At 30.5% G+C, this 19,581-nt stretch carries 24 protein-coding genes; 23 read left to right on the forward strand and 1 reads right to left on the reverse strand.

Annotated features, from left to right (window positions below):
* The first annotated feature begins 105 nt into the window (after positions 1-105).
* The 17 genes from KQI88_RS13005 (at position 106) to KQI88_RS13085 (ending at position 13,116) form a co-directional block, all read left to right on the forward strand.
* Entirely contained in the window at positions 106-1,869 is a 1,764-nt protein-coding gene (locus KQI88_RS13005) for a DUF4153 domain-containing protein (RefSeq protein WP_216418020.1), read from the forward strand.
* Between the two features lie 100 nt (positions 1,870-1,969).
* On the forward strand, positions 1,970-2,875 hold the full coding sequence (locus KQI88_RS13010) for an MBL fold metallo-hydrolase (RefSeq protein WP_216418022.1): 906 nt from the start codon (positions 1,970-1,972) through the stop codon (positions 2,873-2,875).
* 78 nt (positions 2,876-2,953) lie between these two features.
* Positions 2,954-3,334, forward strand: coding sequence for a hypothetical protein (locus KQI88_RS13015; RefSeq protein WP_216418024.1), 381 nt, complete (start codon positions 2,954-2,956; stop codon positions 3,332-3,334).
* 187 nt (positions 3,335-3,521) lie between these two features.
* Positions 3,522-4,820 carry an HlyD family efflux transporter periplasmic adaptor subunit gene (locus KQI88_RS13020; RefSeq protein ID WP_216418026.1) on the forward strand — a complete coding sequence of 433 codons (1,299 nt, stop codon included), beginning with the start codon at positions 3,522-3,524 and terminating at the stop codon, positions 4,818-4,820.
* A 15-nt stretch (positions 4,821-4,835) separates the two neighbouring features.
* Positions 4,836-5,531 carry a YggS family pyridoxal phosphate-dependent enzyme gene (locus KQI88_RS13025; RefSeq protein WP_216418028.1) on the forward strand — a complete coding sequence of 232 codons (696 nt, stop codon included), beginning with the start codon at positions 4,836-4,838 and terminating at the stop codon, positions 5,529-5,531.
* A 32-nt stretch (positions 5,532-5,563) separates the two neighbouring features.
* Positions 5,564-6,001, forward strand: a complete 438-nt coding sequence (locus KQI88_RS13030) for a cell division protein SepF (protein WP_216418030.1) — start codon at positions 5,564-5,566, stop codon at positions 5,999-6,001.
* Positions 6,002-6,063: 62 nt separating this feature from the next.
* A complete protein-coding gene (locus KQI88_RS13035; protein WP_216418032.1) occupies positions 6,064-6,336 on the forward strand; it encodes a YggT family protein in 273 nt (90 codons plus the stop codon).
* A gap of 18 nt (positions 6,337-6,354) precedes the next feature.
* Complete coding sequence (locus KQI88_RS13040; protein ID WP_216418034.1) at positions 6,355-7,143, forward strand: YlmH family RNA-binding protein; 789 nt, start codon at positions 6,355-6,357, stop codon at positions 7,141-7,143.
* A 25-nt stretch (positions 7,144-7,168) separates the two neighbouring features.
* Entirely contained in the window at positions 7,169-7,648 is a 480-nt protein-coding gene (locus tag KQI88_RS13045; RefSeq protein ID WP_216418035.1) for a DivIVA domain-containing protein, read from the forward strand.
* Between the two features lie 145 nt (positions 7,649-7,793).
* On the forward strand, positions 7,794-8,492 hold the full coding sequence (locus KQI88_RS13050) for a 5'-methylthioadenosine/adenosylhomocysteine nucleosidase (protein WP_216418037.1): 699 nt from the start codon (positions 7,794-7,796) through the stop codon (positions 8,490-8,492).
* Between the two features lie 13 nt (positions 8,493-8,505).
* Positions 8,506-9,291 carry a 3-deoxy-7-phosphoheptulonate synthase gene (aroF, locus tag KQI88_RS13055; protein WP_216418039.1) on the forward strand — a complete coding sequence of 262 codons (786 nt, stop codon included), beginning with the start codon at positions 8,506-8,508 and terminating at the stop codon, positions 9,289-9,291.
* A 73-nt stretch (positions 9,292-9,364) separates the two neighbouring features.
* The gene (locus KQI88_RS13060; protein WP_246579302.1) at positions 9,365-9,670 is read left to right on the forward strand and encodes a DUF5665 domain-containing protein; all 306 of its coding nucleotides are present in this window, start codon (positions 9,365-9,367) and stop codon (positions 9,668-9,670) included.
* A gap of 10 nt (positions 9,671-9,680) precedes the next feature.
* Positions 9,681-10,364 (forward strand): TraR/DksA C4-type zinc finger protein, encoded by a 684-nt coding sequence (locus KQI88_RS13065; RefSeq protein ID WP_216418041.1) that lies wholly within the window; start codon positions 9,681-9,683, stop codon positions 10,362-10,364.
* 82 nt (positions 10,365-10,446) lie between these two features.
* Entirely contained in the window at positions 10,447-10,881 is a 435-nt protein-coding gene (gene lspA, locus KQI88_RS13070; RefSeq protein WP_216418043.1) for a signal peptidase II, read from the forward strand.
* A gap of 74 nt (positions 10,882-10,955) precedes the next feature.
* Positions 10,956-11,885 carry an RluA family pseudouridine synthase gene (locus KQI88_RS13075; RefSeq protein WP_216418045.1) on the forward strand — a complete coding sequence of 310 codons (930 nt, stop codon included), beginning with the start codon at positions 10,956-10,958 and terminating at the stop codon, positions 11,883-11,885.
* 19 nt (positions 11,886-11,904) lie between these two features.
* Positions 11,905-12,441 carry a bifunctional pyr operon transcriptional regulator/uracil phosphoribosyltransferase PyrR gene (pyrR, locus tag KQI88_RS13080; RefSeq protein ID WP_216418047.1) on the forward strand — a complete coding sequence of 179 codons (537 nt, stop codon included), beginning with the start codon at positions 11,905-11,907 and terminating at the stop codon, positions 12,439-12,441.
* A 21-nt stretch (positions 12,442-12,462) separates the two neighbouring features.
* Positions 12,463-13,116, forward strand: a complete 654-nt coding sequence (locus KQI88_RS13085; protein WP_216418049.1) for a pentapeptide repeat-containing protein — start codon at positions 12,463-12,465, stop codon at positions 13,114-13,116.
* Positions 13,117-13,185: 69 nt separating this feature from the next.
* Here the strand turns inward: KQI88_RS13085 and KQI88_RS13090 are convergent, their stop codons facing one another.
* Positions 13,186-14,970 carry an Rqc2 family fibronectin-binding protein gene (locus KQI88_RS13090; RefSeq protein WP_216418051.1) on the reverse strand — a complete coding sequence of 595 codons (1,785 nt, stop codon included), beginning with the start codon at positions 14,968-14,970 and terminating at the stop codon, positions 13,186-13,188.
* A gap of 307 nt (positions 14,971-15,277) precedes the next feature.
* On the opposite strand from KQI88_RS13090, the gene dapF reads away from it, so the two are divergent.
* The 6 genes from dapF (at position 15,278) to coaBC (ending at position 19,455) form a co-directional block, all read left to right on the forward strand.
* The gene (gene dapF / locus KQI88_RS13095; RefSeq protein WP_246579303.1) at positions 15,278-16,126 is read left to right on the forward strand and encodes a diaminopimelate epimerase; all 849 of its coding nucleotides are present in this window, start codon (positions 15,278-15,280) and stop codon (positions 16,124-16,126) included.
* A 94-nt stretch (positions 16,127-16,220) separates the two neighbouring features.
* Complete coding sequence (locus KQI88_RS13100) at positions 16,221-17,102, forward strand: YicC/YloC family endoribonuclease (protein ID WP_216418053.1); 882 nt, start codon at positions 16,221-16,223, stop codon at positions 17,100-17,102.
* A gap of 13 nt (positions 17,103-17,115) precedes the next feature.
* Entirely contained in the window at positions 17,116-17,397 is a 282-nt protein-coding gene (gene remA, locus KQI88_RS13105; RefSeq protein WP_212378298.1) for an extracellular matrix/biofilm regulator RemA, read from the forward strand.
* 25 nt (positions 17,398-17,422) lie between these two features.
* The gene (gmk, locus tag KQI88_RS13110; RefSeq protein WP_216418055.1) at positions 17,423-18,025 is read left to right on the forward strand and encodes a guanylate kinase; all 603 of its coding nucleotides are present in this window, start codon (positions 17,423-17,425) and stop codon (positions 18,023-18,025) included.
* Between the two features lie 14 nt (positions 18,026-18,039).
* Complete coding sequence (gene rpoZ / locus KQI88_RS13115) at positions 18,040-18,249, forward strand: DNA-directed RNA polymerase subunit omega (RefSeq protein WP_212378296.1); 210 nt, start codon at positions 18,040-18,042, stop codon at positions 18,247-18,249.
* Positions 18,250-18,261: 12 nt separating this feature from the next.
* Entirely contained in the window at positions 18,262-19,455 is a 1,194-nt protein-coding gene (gene coaBC, locus KQI88_RS13120) for a bifunctional phosphopantothenoylcysteine decarboxylase/phosphopantothenate--cysteine ligase CoaBC (RefSeq protein ID WP_216418057.1), read from the forward strand.
* The last annotated feature ends 126 nt before the right edge of the window (positions 19,456-19,581 follow it).

Genomic DNA, 19,581 nt, shown 5'->3' on the forward strand with positions numbered 1-19,581 from the left:
ATTCGATAAAATACATAAAAAAAGAAAACAGAATAGTATAAAATGTTGAAATTTCACTATTTCCATGGCAATAAAATTAAAATAAATACAAGGGGTGATATGAATATGATAGAAAAGATGATCTCATATTTTCAATTATTAACTAGCAAGCTGGTTACAAGCATAAACCGGTTTCCAGAAACAATTTTACTAGCAACATCCACAGTAATTACTCTAATTTACATGAATCATTTAGATTATGGAAATGTAAATGCTCGTGAAGATTTAACTCGTATCGCTATGGTTTTAGCTATCGGTATTCCACTATGTTTATGTATTAAGGTATTTTTTGAAAGAAAGCAAAGTCTGAATAAAGGAATAAAATTAGGTATATATTTAAGTGCAATAGTAGCACTCATTTTATATTACTTATTTATGCTTAAGGACGTGAATAATATATCTATATCTAGATATATCGCCTTTAGTATTTCATTATATTTAACTTTTTCTTTTATACCATATTTTTTTAAAAAGGAAAATTATGAGCTTTATGTAATTACACTTTTTAACAGATTTGTTACAACCTATCTATATTCAGTTATATTGTTTTTAGGTTTAGTTGCAATTATATTTACAATTAATATCTTATTTACAGCTAATATTTCAGCTAGAATTTATTTTGATCTTTGGCTAATTGTTGTAGGAATCTTTGCACCAGCATTTTTCTTGGCTGACATACCAGAGTTTGGACAGAAACTAAATATAAGAGAATATTCTAAGGTTTTAAAGGTACTTTTACTCTATATAGTGATGCCATTAATAGTAGCATACTCTGCCATCTTATATGTGTATTTTATAAAAATATTAGTAACGGCTCAATGGCCTCAAGGAATACTTGCAAATCTTGTACTGTGGTTTTCCATTATAAGCACTATTGTAATATTTTTTATTTATCCACTTCGTAATACAAACCAATGGGTTAAAACCTTTATATCTTTCTTTCCAAAATTATTAATACCACTATTAATAATGATGTTTGTTTCTATAGGTATTCGGATAAATGCCTATGGAATAACTGAAAATAGATATTTTGTATTAGTTGCTGGATTATGGGTAACTGGTTGTATGTTGTATTATATTTTAAATAGAAATCCTAAAAATATCGTTTTTACTATTTCCTTAGCAATAATTTCTGTAATGGTAGTTACAGGTCCATTGAGTGGTTATTCTGTTTCTAAGTTTAGTCAAAATATGAGGTTTGAAAAAATATTAAAGGCAAATAATATGATTTCAAATGATAAAATAATAAAACCATCATCGGCTATAGCTAAAACTGATAGGGAACAAATTAGCTCTATACTTTTATACTTTCAAAACAAGCATGATCTAGAAGACTTAAAATATTTACCAAAGGATTTTGAAATAGGTCAAACTAAAGATGTATTTGGATTTGAACTAGAACAGTATTATTGGGGAGGATCGCAAGACAAATATTTTAATTATCGTATTGTTAAAAATGGAGAATTTTTAGATATTAAAGATTATGATTATTTTTGTGATTATACCTACTACGGGGAGATAAATATAAAGAATACAGAAAAACCTATTTCAATATCTTATTCTGAACAAAATAGAAAGTTAGAAATATTAGAAAACAATAATGTAATTTACAATGAAAATATTGATGATATCGCAAATAAAATCTATAGTAAGATTAATGAAAGTAGTGTTAATAAATTTGATGTTAGTATAGATGAGATGACATATGTTGATAGTAGATCTAATATTGAAGTAATGTATATTTTTAACGACATTTCAGGTACTGAAAGCCCAGATGGTAATAAAACAATACACCCACCTATGTTCTATATATTTGTAAAAATAAAGTAAATAATTATAGGTAAGGGCTACAAACCCTTACCTATAACCATCTATAAATATATGTTATAATATGTATGTAATGAAATTTACTGAAGATAGGGGTAGGAAAATGGAGCTCATTAATATTAAAAGTAATTTAGGGTATATTGAAAATTCATGTAATATAGGTTATATTGTTATTGGCGAAGATGTAATATTAATAGATAGTGGTCTTGAGGATGCAGTTGCTAAAAAGATACTTAAACTTTTAGATGGTGAAGGTTATAAAGTAAAGGCTGTTATTAATACCCATTCTCATGCAGATCATTGTGGCGGTAACTATTATATGCAAAACAAATTAGGGGCATTAATCTATGCTCCAGAATTTGAATCAGCAATTATAGAAAATCCATATTTAGAGCCTATATATCTTTCTGCGGGAGCTACACCTTTAAAGGAGCTTACGGGTAAGTTTCTTATGGCTAAGCCTTCAAAGGTAAACTATATTATTAATAGAACTGATACAAAGCTAAATATCGATTCAGTTGTTTTAGATGTTGTGCCATTATTAGGTCATGCTATTAACCATATAGGTATTGGTATAGATAACGTATTGTTCTGTGGAGATTCTATTCTTAATGAAATGCTGCTAACAAAGCATAAGATTCCATTTAATGTAAACATAGAGGAACAAATTAAAACATTAAATTTTTTGCGAGAAAGCAAGTACCAAGTTTATATTCCTTCCCATTGCTCTCCAATGAATAAGGAAGAACTTATTAAGGCAGTGGACGAAAATTTAAGAACATTAGAAGATATAAATAATATTATAGTAGAAAATTTGAAAACTTATAAATCATTAGAGGAGATTGAATACCATCTTTTTAAACATTATGAAATAGCAATCACAAACCTTACTCAATATTCTCTATTAAAAACAGCAATAGTAGCTCATGTTAACTATTTATTTAATCAAAAGCGTGTAATTAAAACAGTAGAAAATAACAAAATTTGTTGGATGAATGCGACTCTATAGTAAAATGCAATATTAATAAGTCGCATCCCGAATATTATAAAAATGAATCTTAGCTATAGTTAGGGAGTGAGACAAAATATGATAGATAGTTTAATATCAATATCTATTACTATGTTTGTTTTAGCATTTAGTGGTTATGTACTTATGATTTTAAAAGAGAAAGTATACTTAAACAACAATATTGTTTTTCTTGACCATAAAAACTTAAATCAGGAAGATCTGGAAAATTTAGACATTAAGCATTTTATGTTAGGATCTACAGAAATTATGGTGGGAGATGAAGTTAAAATAATGCTTGAAAACGATAATAAGTTTGTTGGAACTGTACTTGGTGCTAATAAATCCAATAACACAATTGCTATTATTACTAAAGGAAGGGATATCAAGGAACTGAGTATTAAATCTATTAGAAAATTAAAAGTTATAAGCCGTTATGGGAAATTTTTTACTAAATTTTAGAAATTTTAACAAAAGTAAATAATTTTAAAATAAAGAGATATAACTCTTTAGTAGATAATATTTTTCCCTTCATTATGAAGGGTTTTTTGTTTTGATGCTTAAGAATTATAAAATATATATTGATATTTGAAGGATTTTTTATGGAAATGAAGAATTATATTATTTAATATTGATGGTAGGTGATTTTTTGAGTCAGGCTAAAGAAAAGAAGAGAATTAAAAAAAGAAGAGCTAGGAAAAAAGGTCCATATATAATTGTTCTTATAATTGTTCTATACTTCATTTCCAGAATGCCACCTCTACTTTTAGCATCATCACAAAGTACATATCCAGCTGAATATGGAAAGATTGAAAAAAATATAGAAGCTATAGGCTATGTTGCAAGAGAAGAAAAAATATTTACAAGTGTTGGAAAAGGTGATGTAAAGTACTTTGTTTCAGAAGGAGAAAAGGTCGCAAAGGGAGAAAAGCTAGCTGAAGTATATTTAGATCGCTTGGATGATAAATCTAGAAAAGACTTAGAATCTATTAACTCTAGATTGCAAAATATTAAAGAAAAACAAGACGATAAAAATATTTTTCAAGGCGATATTCAAAAACTTGAACAGCAAATATCGACTTTATTAAAATCTATTCAACAAGATTTAAATGATGAAAGATACGATAGAATAACTTCTATGAAGGAAGAGCTTGAGGATTTACTAAATAAAAAAAGTATTATTGTTGGTGAAAAGAGCTTTTCAGGAAAAAATATAAGTCAATTGGAGCAGCAAAAGGTTCAACTAGAAGATAAGGTAAATTCTTCGATTCAGGTAATTTATAGTGATTCCCCAGGTTTTGTTGCCATGGGTAGCGATGGATTTGAGGAATTATTAAACTATAAAACACTACATGAAATTAATAGCGATCAGTTAAAAATGTTAAAGAATGCCAAGTTAAATCTTCCTTCAAAAGACCTTGAGGAAAATGCTCCGGTTATTAGAATTGTAGAAAATTATAAATGGAGCATTATTGTAGAACTTGATGCTAAGCAGGCTGATACAATAGAAAAAGGCAAGGTTGTTAGAATAAGGCCTACAGATAAAAATAAAGAGCTTAGAGCTACTGTTCGTAATATTATTGAAGAAGAGAATAAAAAAATAGTAATATTTGATTTAAATGAATTTATAGATGATTTTTATAATATACGAACATTAACAGTAGAGATTATACAAAGCCGATATGAAGGAGTAATGGTTGCTAATTCATCTATAGTAGAAAAAGATGGAATAAAAGGAGTATATACTGTAGATGTTAATGGTATAGCTAAGTTTAAGCCAATAAAGATTAAAACTTCAAATCAAGAATATTCTATACTTCATCATGGCTATTTTGAAGCTAAGTCTAAAGACAATCCTGAAAAGACTGAGAGGGTAAATACAATTAATCTTTATGATGAAATAGTAATGAATGGTAATAAAGCTAATGAAGGACAAAGAGTAAGATAACTAGGAGGGGTTGGATTGACATTAGAAAAAAATATTGAAGATGTCTTAGATAGGGTAGAAAGGGCAGCAATTGCTTCCAATCGAAATCCTGAGGAGGTTAAATTAATAGCTGTAACTAAAACCGTAGATATAGATATTATGAAAAGGGCTATAGAATATGGTATTGTACATGTAGGAGAAAACAAAGTACAGGAGTTAGTAAGAAAGTATGAAGCAATTGGTCCTGTGGTAAAGTGGCATCTAATTGGACATCTTCAGCGTAACAAAGTTAAATATATTATTGATAAGGTAGACCTTATCCATTCCTTAGACTCTTACAGATTGGCTGAGGAAATTGATAAAAGGGCTAAGGAGATAAACCGTGTTGTTGAATGTTTGCTGCAAGTAAATGTATCAGGTGAAGAAAGCAAATATGGTATAAGTGTTAAAGGTGCAAAGGAACTTTTGAAGGAAATTGTTATTCTTAATAATGTAAAGATTGTTGGATTAATGACAATGGCCCCCCATGTAGAGAATCAGGAGGAAACTAGACAATATTTTAGCGCATTGAAGACTTTATCGGAAGAAATCTCTGAAATAGGTTTAGAAAATGTTGAAATGAAATATTTATCCATGGGAATGTCTAATGACTTTGAAATTGCTATAGAGGAGGGGGCAAGTCTTATACGAGTTGGAAGTTCTATATTTGGCGAAAGAGATTACTCTAAGTAGGCAAAGGATAAAATTAATAAGGAGGGACAATTATGTCAGCAAAGATAATTGATAAAGTTAAGGTATTTATGGGGTTTGATGTTTTTGAGGAAGAAGAAATAGAAGATGAAATAATAGAAGAGGAAGAAGAATTAATTCCGGTTGTAAATAATAAGAGAAACAAAGTTGTTAATATACATACTACTACTCAAATGAAGGTTGTACTTTATGAACCAACTAATTTTGAAGAAGCGCCAAGTATTGTTGATAATTTGAAAAATAGAAAACCAGTAATTATTAATTTAGAAAATATTGAACCTGATTTGGCCAAAAAGTTTTTTGACTTTTTAAATGGAGCTCTATATGCACTAGATGGAAGTATTCAGAAGGTTTCTTCAGGAATTTTTCTACTAGCACCAAATAATGTAGATATTTCTGGCAATATTAAAGAAGAGTTAAAAAATAAAGGTGTATTTCCTTGGCAAAAATAAATAACCGAATTAGATAGAATTTAGAACTATTATATATTAGAAAAAGAGGAGGGTGATAGATTTTGTTTGAACCACAAGTGATAGCAATGGCTTTATACTATTTAGTTAGACTTATCAATATTTTAATTTTAATTAGAATTATTTTACCATGGATAAGTCCCAACCCATCAAACCCTATTGTGCAATTTATATATGGTGTAACGGAGCCGATTTTAGCACCAGCTCGTAGTATCATTAATGGTGTATTTGGATATACTGGATTTTTAGATTTTTCTCCTCTATTAGCAATGTTGATAATTCAAGGAGTATACATTCTAATTTTAAGAATGTTATAATTGTAAGAGGTGGATTTGGTGTTAGATAAGGAAAAACTATTAGAGCATGTTCAAGAACAAACATTAAAAGATGTAATGCTTAAGATACTAGATAAAGCTGATGGTGTACTTAAAAGGCATGACGTTAAATCTACAGATTTCCTAACTCCCTATGAAACAAAGGCAGCATGTGACTTACTAAATGGTATTCAAGATATAAAATATATAGTAACAGGCGGATATGAGGAAGCTGAAAGAAAGGCAATGGTTCTTTTTCCTGATTATTTAGATGAGTATACGGTAGATGCTCCTATAGTTGCATTTGAGATTAAGAGCACATCTCAATTTGAACATTTAGATCATAGGGATTATTTAGGTGCAATTTTAGGTATGGGACTAAAACGTGAAAAAATTGGAGATATTATAGTACATAACAATACATGTCAAGTAGTAGTAAATAGTAGCCTTAAGGATTATATTTTATATAATTTAAGCAAGGTTGGTAATGCTTCTGTAAAAGTAAAAGAGTTAAAATTAGATGAAATCACTCCATCTCAAATAGAGTATAAACAAATTAATGGAAATGTAGCTTCTCTCAGATTAGATGCAGTATTAAGTCTAGCTTTTAAAGTTTCGAGGACAGAAGCTCAAAGCTTAATATCTAAGGAGAGGGTCAGCGTTAATTGGATGCAAGTTACAAAGTCTTCCTATGAAGTTATGGAGAAGGATATTATATCTCTTAAAGGAAAGGGTAGAGTAATAATAGCTTCAATAGAAGGAAAAACTAAATCTGAAAGAATTTTAATTAAATTACATAAACCTATTTAAATAGATAATGGGGGTGCACACTAATATGATAACGCCTTTAGAAATACAAAATAAAGAATTTAAAAGAGGAATTAGAGGCTATAAAGAAGACGAAGTTGACGAGTTTTTAGATCAAATTATGATTGATTACGAAAAGCTTTATAAGGAAAATATAGAGCTAAAGGATAAGCTAGAAGCTGCTCATCATCAAATGGATCAATATAAAGGAATAGAAGAAACGTTAAAAAATACATTGATAGTAGCTCAAAATGCAGCAGAGGATGTTAGAGCTAGTGCTCATAAAAAATCAGAGCTTATTATCCAAGAAGCTGAGTCAAAAGCTGGAGATATTATAGCCAAGGCTCATAGAGAAGTAGAAGACATTAGAAATGAATTTGAAAGCACAAAAAAGCAAATGCAAATTTTTAAAACAAGGTTTAGAACATTATTGCAATCTCAATTAGATTCTCTTATTGAATCTTCTGATGAGTTAGTCGAAGAAAATCAAGATAGTCAAACAGCTTGACTATTAGTTTGATGATATATATAATACAACTGAAAATGCATTAGATAAAAGCCGCATAGAGATGCGGCTTTTGTGTGGTGAAGGATTTAAGAGATAGGAAATATAATAAATAATTTGGATATCATATAGTTAAGGAGGTTTTTTTATGGGTAGAATAGGTATTATAGGTGCAATGGATGAAGAAGTGGATGTTTTAAAGAGTGAAATGGAAGTAAAAGAAGTAAGATCAATAGCCAATATGGATTTTTACATAGGAAATCTTGAGAAAAAAGAAATAGTTCTTGTTAGATGTGGTATAGGTAAGGTGAATGCGGCTATATGTACACAAATTTTAATTAGTGAGCTAGATGCAAATGTAATTATAAACACTGGAGTAGCTGGTGCTATAAGTAATGATTTAGATGTATTAGATATAGTTGTTTCTACAGACGTACAGCAACATGACTTTGATGTAACTGGGTTTGGACATAAATTAGGCGAAATTCCTAGAATGGAAAAGTCTATTTTCCCTGCAGATGAAAACTTGATAAATAAGGCTTTGATTGCTTCTAAGCAAGTACTAAAGGCAAATAAGGTAGTGAATGGTAGAATTGTTTCAGGTGATATATTTGTTAGTGATTCTAAATTAAAAGAAAATCTATTAGAAAACTTTGGTGCCCACTGTACAGAAATGGAAGGTGCGGCAATAGGCCATACATGCTATGTTAATAATATGCCTTTTGTTATTATTAGGGCTATGTCGGATAAGGCAGATGGATCGGCTCATAGTAATTTTAATGAATTTGTAGAGCAGGCAGCAGATCACTCGAAGGATATTGTAAAAATAATGTTAAAACATATGTAAGAAGGAATAAAATATGAAATTAAAATTAGTAGGAAAAAATAATAATGAGAAAACTAAAGTTATTGTAGTAAAAAGCGTAAAAGTAGGTGAAGAAAATCCTGTAATAATAGCAGGGCCATGTTCTGTTGAAAGTAAAGATCAAATTCAAAAGGCGGCATATACTGTAAAAGAGCTGGGAGGACATATTTTAAGAGGAGGAGCTTTTAAGCCTAGAACTTCTCCATACTCATTTCAAGGACTTGGGGAAGAGGGACTAAGGCTCTTAAAAGAAGCAGGAGATGCACATGGATTACCTGTAGTTTCTGAAGTAATGGACACGCGAGATGTAGATATGGTTTGCAAATACGTTGATATATTACAAATTGGATCACGAAATATGCAAAACTTTAGTTTGTTAAAAGAAGTAGGAAGGACTAACAAACCTATTTTACTAAAGCGTGGTATGACTGCTACTATAGAAGATTGGCTAATGGCTGCGGAATATATAGCATATGAAGGTAATTCAAATATTATATTGTGTGAGCGTGGGGTTAGAACCTTTGAAACCTATACTAGAAATACATTAGATATTACAGCTGTTCCTATAATAAAGAATTTATCTAATCTCCCTATTATAGTGGATCCGAGCCATGGAACAGGTAGGAAAGAGCTTATATTACCTATGTCAAAGGCTTCTTTGGCAGCTGGAGCTGATGGAATTATGTTAGAAATCCATCCAAATCCATGCGAAGCTTTGTCAGATGGTGAACAGTCTTTAGATTTTTATGAGTTTAATGCTTTAATGAAAGAAATAAAATAAAGGAAGCCTTAGAAGTCTTAGCTATCGGATAAAAATCAGTTTATAGGATAAAATAATATTGGGGTGATTAATTATGTCTCAAAACAAACAAAACCATACTAGTGAAATAGCTAGTGAAATAACTAATATGAGTCAAATAGAAAGATTATCAAGAAAGATGGATAATATGAGAGTGGCAGAGTATGTAGAAATGATATCTAACCCTAGAAGAATCATTTTTATGAACTTTGTTGCAGGATTAGCTAGAGGACTAGGAATGGGTATTGGTTTTACAGTTTTGGCTGGTATCGTAATATACTTACTGCGGAGCTGGGTTAATCTCCCTTATATTGGCAAAATAATTGCTGACCTTTTAAATATTATAGATGGCTACAGATAGGAGGATTTCCTTGGATAAAAATAAATTAGAATACTTTAAAAAAAGATTATTAGAAGAAAAAAAGGCTACAATGAATACACTTAAAATGATGGAAGAACATCATCCAAAAGATGCTTCCATAAGGGAATACACAGCAGAACTTTCAGCCTATGATAATCATCCTGCAGATTTAGGTACAGAGATGTTTATGATATCTATGCAGGCTAATCTAGAAAATCACGAACGGTATAGGATTACCGAAATAGATAGAGCTCTTGAAAAGATAGAGAATGGTACCTATGGTAGCTGTCAGCTTTGTGGCGATGATGTTCCGCAAGAAAGACTAGAAGTTATGCCAGAAGCCAATATTTGTATGGAATGTGCAAAAGGAAAGCTAGAGGCACATAGATTAAGTACCGACAGACCAGTAGAGGAAGAAGTAATGTCTCCGTCTTTTAGAACAAGCTATAAAGATTATGACGATTATACTGGATTTGACGGAGAAGATGCATATCAAGCTGTAGCGAAATTTAATGATATAAAGAATGACCCATCCTTTGCTACAGGAGATCATCTAGGTATATTTGATGATTATAATATTGGAACTGTTGAGGAAATAGAAAATATATCAGAGGATTATTATAAATCTCAACTCCCATATACTGGTGACGGAATAATGGATGCGAAGGAACAAATGGACAAGGAAAATAGTTGATAAAAAGATACATTTTGTATCTTTTTTCTTTTAATAATGATATAATCATTTATTGAAAGAAAATATAGGAAGGGGAGTACATATGAACTATATCATTGTTATTGCAGTACTTATATTAGATCAATTGAGTAAAATATTAGCCTTGAAATACTTAGTGCCAGTTGGAGATATTCCTATTATTAACAATATATTTCATTTAACCTATGTAGAAAATCGTGGTGCTGCCTTTGGACTTTTTCAAAATCAGAAATTATTTTTTGTTATTACTACTCTTTTAGTATTAGGTTTCATATGGTTTTATGCACATCATAATAGGCTAAATAAAATGATGATAGTTGGACTTAGTTTAGTAGCAGGTGGAGCTATTGGAAATTTAATAGATAGGGTTAGATTAGGGTTTGTTGTTGATTACTTTAATGCTATAATTATAAATTTTCCAGTGTTTAATATAGCTGATTCTGCTGTTGTAGTTGGTGCAGTTTTAATAGGTATTTTTATTTTAAAATATGACAGATAGACAAAGAATTAGTTCAAGTGGAATATTAGAATTACTAACTATCGGATAATTTGTGTAAAAAGGAGAGATAACCTTTGGACCAGGAAAAATTAATAGTAGCAGAAGAAGATATAGATAATCGATTAGATGTTTATTTAGCGGATCAATACGAAGAATTAAGTCGTAGTCATATACAAAAACTTATAAAAGAAGAACTTGTTAAAGTTAATGGAAAATTAGAAAAATCAAAGTATATAGTCAAAACTGGGGATGAAATAGAGATCGAACTTCCAAGGGTGCAAGAGATATTAATAGAATCAGAAAATATTCCCATCCAAATTGTTTATGAGGACGATGATGTACTTGTGGTTGACAAACAACAAGGCATGGTGGTGCATCCAGCACCTGGTAATTATTCGGGTACTTTAGTTAATGCACTTTTGCACCACTGTGGGAATAATCTTTCAAATATTAATGGAGTAATGCGTCCGGGAATTGTTCATCGTATAGATAAGGATACTTCTGGACTATTGGTAGTGGCTAAAAATAATCATTCTCACGAAATATTGGCAAGGCAGTTTAGAGAGCACACTAATACTAGAAAATATCATGCCATTGTTGTAGGAAATATAAAAGAAGAAGAAGCTACTGTAGATGCTCCTATTGGTCGTCATCCTGTAGATAGATTAAAAAGAACTGTTATTAGTGACGGTAAACATGCTATTACTCATTTTAAAGTATTAGAACGATTCAGAGACTTTACATATATAGAGGCTAGATTAGAAACGGGTAGAACTCATCAAATTAGAGTTCATCTATCTTATATTGGAAATCCTTTGTTAGGCGATCCTATGTATGGAGCTAAAACCTCAAAATTTAATCTAAAAGGTCAGGTTCTTCATGCAAAAACCTTAGGCTTTATTCATCCTGTTAGGAGAGAGTATATGGAATTTACATCGGAGTTACCAGATTACTTTAATAAGCTATTAAGAATATTTAATAATAGCTATTCTATAAAACAATAATTTTAGGGAGAGTGTTGGAATGAAAAGGCAAGTTCAACTTTTGGACGAAAAGGCGATTAACCGTGCTATTACTCGGATTGCCCATGAGATTCTTGAGAAAAATAAAGGGGCAAGGGATGTTGTTTTAGTTGGAATAAAGACACGTGGAGTACCATTGGCTAACCGATTGGCAGAAAAGATTAAAATGATTGAAGGGGGAGAAGTATCTGTAGGTATATTAGATATTACATTATACCGTGATGATTTAACAAAGGAACAAATGGATCCTATTATTCATGGATCTAATATTGAAGCAGATATTAATAATAAAATTGTTATTTTAGTGGACGATGTGCTTTATACAGGAAGGACAACAAGGGCTGCATTAGATGCATTAGTAGACATAGGTAGACCAATGATAATTCAGCTAGCTGTACTTATAGATAGGGGACATAGGGAGCTCCCAATTAGAGCAGATTATGTTGGTAAAAATGTACCAACTTCAAAGGATGAAATTATAAAAGTACAACTAGAGGAAATAGATGGGGATAATATTGTAATAATTGAAGGCGAATAGATTGAGTGTGAGGTATATTATATGAAAAATTCAAAGATAAAAAAAATAATATCTCCTAAATTACCAAGTAAATTAGAAGAGATACAGTTGCAGGATAAAAACATTGAAAATGAAGGTCTATTTTTATCTGGAGTTATAAAGGATTGTTTATTTGAAGATAAAATTACAGAAAAACTTACTTTTAAAGAGATTGTGTTTAAGAATGTAGTGTTTAAACAAGTGATCTTTAGGCAAATAGACTGTACAGATGTTAGGTTTGAAAACTGTGATCTATCAAATGTAGACTTTAGAGAAGGGGTTTTTCATAGAGTAGAGATACTAAATAGTAAAATCCTCGGTGCTAATTTTAGTGAAGTAGCGTTGAGAAATGTTATATTTAATAGTTGTGATGCTCGCTATGCTTTTTTTAGGTTTTTAGATTGTAAGCAAGTAGGTTTTGAAAATTGTCTCTTACAGAAATCAGATTTTCAAGACTCAAGTTTTAAGAATATATATTTCCAGGATTCTAATTTACAACAAACTGAAATGTCTGGTACGAAACTAGAAGGTATAGACTTTACAAGTTGTGACATTGATGGAATAGGAGTTAGGCCTGAAGACGTCTATGGAGCTACAGTGTCGTCTATACAAGCTGTATCGCTTTCCAGGCTTTTGGGAATAAAGATTGTAGACTAAAATAAGTGCAAATATAAATAGGTTCCGCCAACAGCGGAACCTATTTATATTTGCACTTATTAGGAAGTATTATAAATTTTGTCTTAAAATATTTGCAATAGATTTGTCATCACTATCAACTAATACAGTTGAATAATTATCATAAATTACCATTCCTGGCTTAGCTCCACTTTGTTTTTTTACATTTCTTCTTTCGGTATAATCCACTGCAACCTTAGTAGAGTTTTTACCCTTACTATAATAGGCTGCTAGTGTTGCTGCTTGTAATATAGATGAATTTCCTGGAGTTTTATCATTTTGTTTTAATATTACATGGGAACCAGGCATATCTTTAACATGGAACCAAAGATCATCTTTAGAGGATACTTTAAAAGTAATTTCATCATTTTGCTTGTTGTTTTTACCGACAAGTATTTCAAATCCTTCAGAAGACATGTATTTAAGATAATTAGATTTTTTATTTTGATTAGAACTCATGCCTTTTTTATTAATTCTACGTTTTATAAATCCAGTTTCTTCAAGTTCTGTACGAATTTCTTCAATATCAGAAATATGTGTACATTGGTCAATACTTATAAGAATTTGTTCTAAATAATTAACTTCCTCTTTAGTTTTTTCTATTTGATGATTGACTTGAGAAAGTGCAGTTTTAGCTTTAGCATATAGTTTAAAGTATCTTTGAGCATTTTGAGCTGGAGTTAATCTTTTGTCTAATGAAATTATAACTGTACTATAATCTGTATCATAATAATTAGTTAGTTCTGCTTCCTCTTGCCCTTTTACCACTTGATAAATATTAGCTGTAATTAAATCTCCATAAAGTTTGTATTTTTCGGCCTCATGAGCCTTTTTTAAGTCTTTGTTTAGGTTGCTTAGTTTGTTATATAATCGGTCTAATTTAATAGAAACACTTTTGCGCAAATCATGTGTCCTTTGTTTCATTCGTTCCTTAGAATCTCTTTGAAGATAAAAATTCTCTAGCATTTCACTAGATGATTCTAAGGACTGTTCTTCATAATAATGAAGATGGGTAATATTAATAGAGCTAAAGTCTACATATTTCCCTGTTGTATCATCGTAGTAAATAGATGGATTAAAATTATTTGTTTTTATCATATTAATTATATCTACAAAGGAATTATAAATTATGTTTATCATTTCTTCATCCAAATTTGATAATATTATATTTTCATCTATAGATGATCTGTAGCAAATTTCCATAGAAATCAGTGGGGATACCCCAGTAAAACTACTATATACTGCTTTATATAGTGAAGTACGTTGATCTTTACTCTTAATAATAGAGTTAAATTCATCTTTTGTAACAATTTTTAAAGGATTAACTTTATCCTGGGAAGGAGGCATAGCGTACTCTAGCCCAGGTAATACCTGTCTATATCTACTGACATCAAAGGGAATACGTTTTATACTATCTATTATCTTATTAGTTTCTGAGTCTACTAAAATTATATTACTGTGTTTACCCATCATCTCTATTATAAGCTCTTTAGATTTTAATATATTAAGCTCATCATGAGATTCTATAACTAATTTAATCATTCTTTCAAACTCAGGCTGCAGTATATCTATAATTCTTCCTCCAAGTAAGTGTTTTCTAAGCACCATACAAAAATTAGGAGGAGTTGCTGGATTCTCTTTGCTAGAATTTGTAAAATGAACTTTAGGATAGTTACTATTTGTAGATAATAAAATTTTATGATTTTTTCCACCACTTCTTGCAGTTAAAATTATTTCATCTGTTTCTGGTTGATAGATCTTATCTATTCTACCATTACATAGTTTAGATCTTAATTCATGTGTTAATGCAGCTACAACAAATCCGTCTAAAGCCATTAGTATTACCTCCTATTTAATTTGTAATCATAATAGCATAATTTGATAAAGAAAACTAGATTCAGATAAAATTTTAACTTCAACTGAATCTTAACAATACACCAAAGATAAAGTATGTAAAAATAGAGATTTAAGAAAATAAATTAAAAAAATGTAATAATTAAAAGGAAAATAAGATTTAAGGTTGAATTAAATTAGTTAGAAATTTTAAATTACTATTATATAATTATTAACTAAAAAATACAATATTAAAAATATGAATTTTATAAGATAGAACTAATAATTATAATAGTAAAGGGGTAAAAATATGGAGAATAGGGGTATTGTTTTTAAAAAAATGCATGGCACAGGAAATGATTTTATTGTAATCAAATATGAAGATTTTCCTTTTGAAGAAAGATTTAAGGAGTTAGCTCAAAAAACTTGCCATAGACATTTTGGGATAGGTGCGGATGGACTTCTAATAGTTAATAAGTCTAATATTGCAGATTTTAAAATGCAATATTATAATAGTGATGGTTCTTTAGCAGCTATGTGCGGAAATGGTATTAGATGCTTTGCTAAGTTTGTATATGATGAAGGCTTAATAAATAAATCACTATTTACAGTCGAAACCTTATCCGGTGTAAAAAAAGTTAGTCTTAATATTGATGATGACAAGACTAAAAGTGTAAAAGTTAATATGGGAGAGGTGATTTTCGAGCCAAGTAAAATTCCAGTTACTTCTGAAAAAGCTAGTTTTATTAATGAAACAATTATGGTAAATGACAGAAATTTTACGGTTACTACAGTTTTGATGGGTGTACCTCATACTGTTATTTTTACGGATACCTTAAATTTAGAAGAGATTAAAGCCTATGGTCCTTTAATTGAAAAACATGATATATATCCTGCAAATACAAATGTAAGCTTCGCTAAAATAAGAGACGAGGGCAATATAGAAGTAAGAACCTGGGAACGAGGAGCAGGATACACACTAGCTTGTGGAACTGGTGTAAGTAGTGTTGTTGGGGTAGCCTATAGATTAGGTCTTGTAGATAATAAGGTAAATATAAATACTGAAGGTGGTAATATTAAAATTGAAGTTATGGAAGATGACAGTGTATTTATGGATGGGCCTGCCCAAGATATTTGTTCTGGAGTATACTTCATTTAGTTTTAGATTAAATTAATGTTAAATGCACTTGTAATTATTAGTATATAAATATAAAATAGTAGGCGAGAAACACAAACGGAAGGATGAGTAGGTTATGATAAAAAGCATGACAGGCTTTGGCAGAGGTGATTCTCAAGTTGGAGATAAATGTTTTCAGGTAGAACTTAAATCTGTTAATCATAGATATATGGATGTAAGTATAAAGTTACCTAAAAAATTTACATACTTAGAGGAAAGCATCCGTAAAGTTATAAAATCAAATATACAAAGAGGTCGTATAGAAGCTTACATTACTTATGAAAGTATTGGGGAGAGCGATATTAATGTAGCTGTAGATATGCCCTTAGCAAAAGAGTACTTAAAAGCATTACTAAGAATAGAAGAAGAATTATCCATAGAAACTGATGTCACAACATCTGTAATAGCCCGTTTTCCTGACGTAATAAAGATAGAAAAAAAAGAAGAGAATGAGGATGAAATTTGGCAATGCTTACAAGAGGCTCTTAATAATGCTCTTAACCAATTAGTAATAATGCGGCAAGAAGAAGGGGACAAACTACAGGTAGATTTATTAAAACGTCTGAACAAAACTAGGGATTTTGTTGCTCAAATAAAGGATAGAAGTCCTATAATTGTTCAAGAATACAGACAAAAACTAATAGAAAGAATTAAGGAAATATTGGATGAGGAGTTTTCATTAGATGATAATCGTGTGGCAGCAGAGGTGGCATTGTTTGCTGACAAAAGCAATATAACAGAAGAAATTGTTAGACTATATAGTCATATAAATCAATTTAGCAACACTTTGCAAGAGGATGATGCAATTGGGAGGAAATTAGACTTCCTACTTCAAGAGATGAACAGGGAAGCTAATACAATTGGTTCTAAAGCTAATGATTTAATTATAGCTAATTTGGTTATTAATATAAAAAGTGAGTTTGAAAAAATGAGAGAGCAAGTACAAAATATTGAATAAGGGGGAAATACTAATGAATATAAAACTAATTAATATAGGATTTGGTAATATTGTATCTGCCAGTAGAATTGTAGCTATTGTAAGTCCAGAATCAGCTCCTATTAAAAGAGTTATTCAAGAGGCTAGAGATAGAGGGATGCTTATAGATGCTACTTACGGTAGAAGAACTAGAGCAGTAATAGTAACAGATAGCGATCATATTATTCTTTCTGCTGTTCAACCTGAAACTGTAGCACATAGATTAAACTCTAAAGATAATACAAAAGAAGCAGAAAATGTTGTTGAAGGAGAATAATATTAGACAGGAAGAGGAGAAAAGCATGGTTAGTAAAGGCTTGCTAGTTGTGGTATCTGGACCATCTGGAGCGGGAAAAGGAACTATTTGCAAAGAATTATTAAAAAATAATTCTCAAATTAAGGTTTCAATATCAGCTACTACTAGATTACCCAGGACTGGAGAAGAAGATGGAGTAAATTATTTCTTTATTAATAGAGATAAATTTGAAAACATGATAGATGGTGATGATTTTTTAGAATATGCCATGGTCTATGATAATTATTATGGAACACCTAAAGAATATGTTATGAATAACTTAGAAAATGGCAATGATGTGTTACTAGAGATAGATATTGTAGGTGCCCTGCAAATTAAGGAAAGATTTGAGGATGCAGTATTTATTTTTATTTTACCTCCTTCCTTAGAGGAATTAAAAAATAGAATTATAGGGAGAGGAACAGAAACTCTATCGGATATTGATAAACGTTATGGCTCTGCTATTTCTGAAATAAAACAGGTGATTAAATACGATTATGCTGTTGTTAATGATGATGTATCTAGGGCTGTCAAAGATATCGAAGCTATTATAAGAGCAGAAAAATCTAGGGTTTTAAGAAATTATGAAAAAATATTATCAAAATTTTAATAGGAGATGATAAAATGTTATATCCACCAATTAATGAATTATTAGATAAAGTAGATAGCAGATATACTTTAGTTGTAGCTGCGGCAAAAAGGGCAAGACAATTAATCGACGGGGATGAAGTAAAGATTGTTGATCCTTATTCTACAAAACCAGTATCAATTGCTACTCAAGAAATATTTGAAGATCAAGTGCTTTACACAAGTGGAGAAGAAGAATCAAATTAAGAAGGTGAAGATATGTTGAAAAATACAAATGTTGTACTTGGTGTAACAGGAGGAATTGCAGCATATAAAGCCTGTGATATTGTTAGTCGATTAAAGAAACTTCAGGCAAATGTGGATGTTATTATGACTAAATCTGCAACGGAAATGGTTCAAGCCCATACATTTCAAGCCTTAAGTCAAAACCCTGTAATTACAGATACATTTAACACACCAAGATATTGGGATATCGAACATATTTCATTAGCCCAAAAGGCCGATATCTTACTAGTAGCACCTGCAACTGCCAATATTATAGGTAAAGTTGCTAATGGTATTTCAGATGATATGCTTTCTACTACAATTATGGCATCTACTGCGAAGGTTATTTTTGCACCAGCTATGAATACTAAAATGTATGAAAATAGAATTGTACAACAAAATATAGAAAAGTTAACTTCATTAGGATATCAATTTATTGAACCAGCTTCAGGACGCCTTGCATGTGGTGATATTGGCAGAGGAAAACTAGCCGATGTAGATGAAATTATTGAATTTGTAATAAATATAGCTAAACCCAATAGGGATTTAGAAGGAAAAAAGGTTTTAATAACAGCTGGTCCAACTAGGGAATCCCTTGACCCTGTTAGATTTATTACTAATCATTCATCGGGTAAAATGGGGTATTCTTTGGCTGAAGCAGCTGTAGAAAGAGGAGCCGATGTAACCCTTATAAGTGGTCCTACTAACCTTTCTCCACCTATGGGGGTTAGGCTAATTAAAATAAATACTACTTTAGACATGTACAATGCAGTAATGAAGAATTATATAGATCAACATATCATTATTAAATCTGCAGCTGTTGCAGATTATCGTCCAGAAACAGTATCCACTACTAAAATAAAGAAAAATGAAGGAAATTTAACATTAACTCTAGTTAGGAATCCTGATATTTTGAAGGAACTTGGTTGCTTAAAGGAAGACCGCGTTTTAGTTGGATTTGCAGCGGAAAGCGATAATGTTATTGAAAATGCTAAGGGTAAGATTAATAGAAAAAACTTAGATTTTATTGTTGCAAACGATATTACAGAGGAAGGTGCTGGCTTTGGCACCGACACAAATATTGTTAATATTATCGATAAAAATGGTGAAATAGAAAAAGTAGAAAAATCAAGCAAAAGAGAAATTGCGCACCGTATTTTAGATAAAGCAAAGAAATTTATTAAATAAAGTACAATAAAAGGGCTTTTATAGTCCTTTTATATTTTCATTATCTAGGAAGGTGTACTTTTTAGTTGTTGAGGTTTTTTTAAGAAGCAGAAGGCTTGTAATATTTTGAGAGCTTGAAATTTTTCA

Origin of the sequence: Alkaliphilus flagellatus, assembly GCF_018919215.1 — a bacterium.
Classification (GTDB): domain Bacteria; phylum Bacillota; class Clostridia; order Peptostreptococcales; family Natronincolaceae; genus Alkaliphilus_B; species Alkaliphilus_B flagellatus.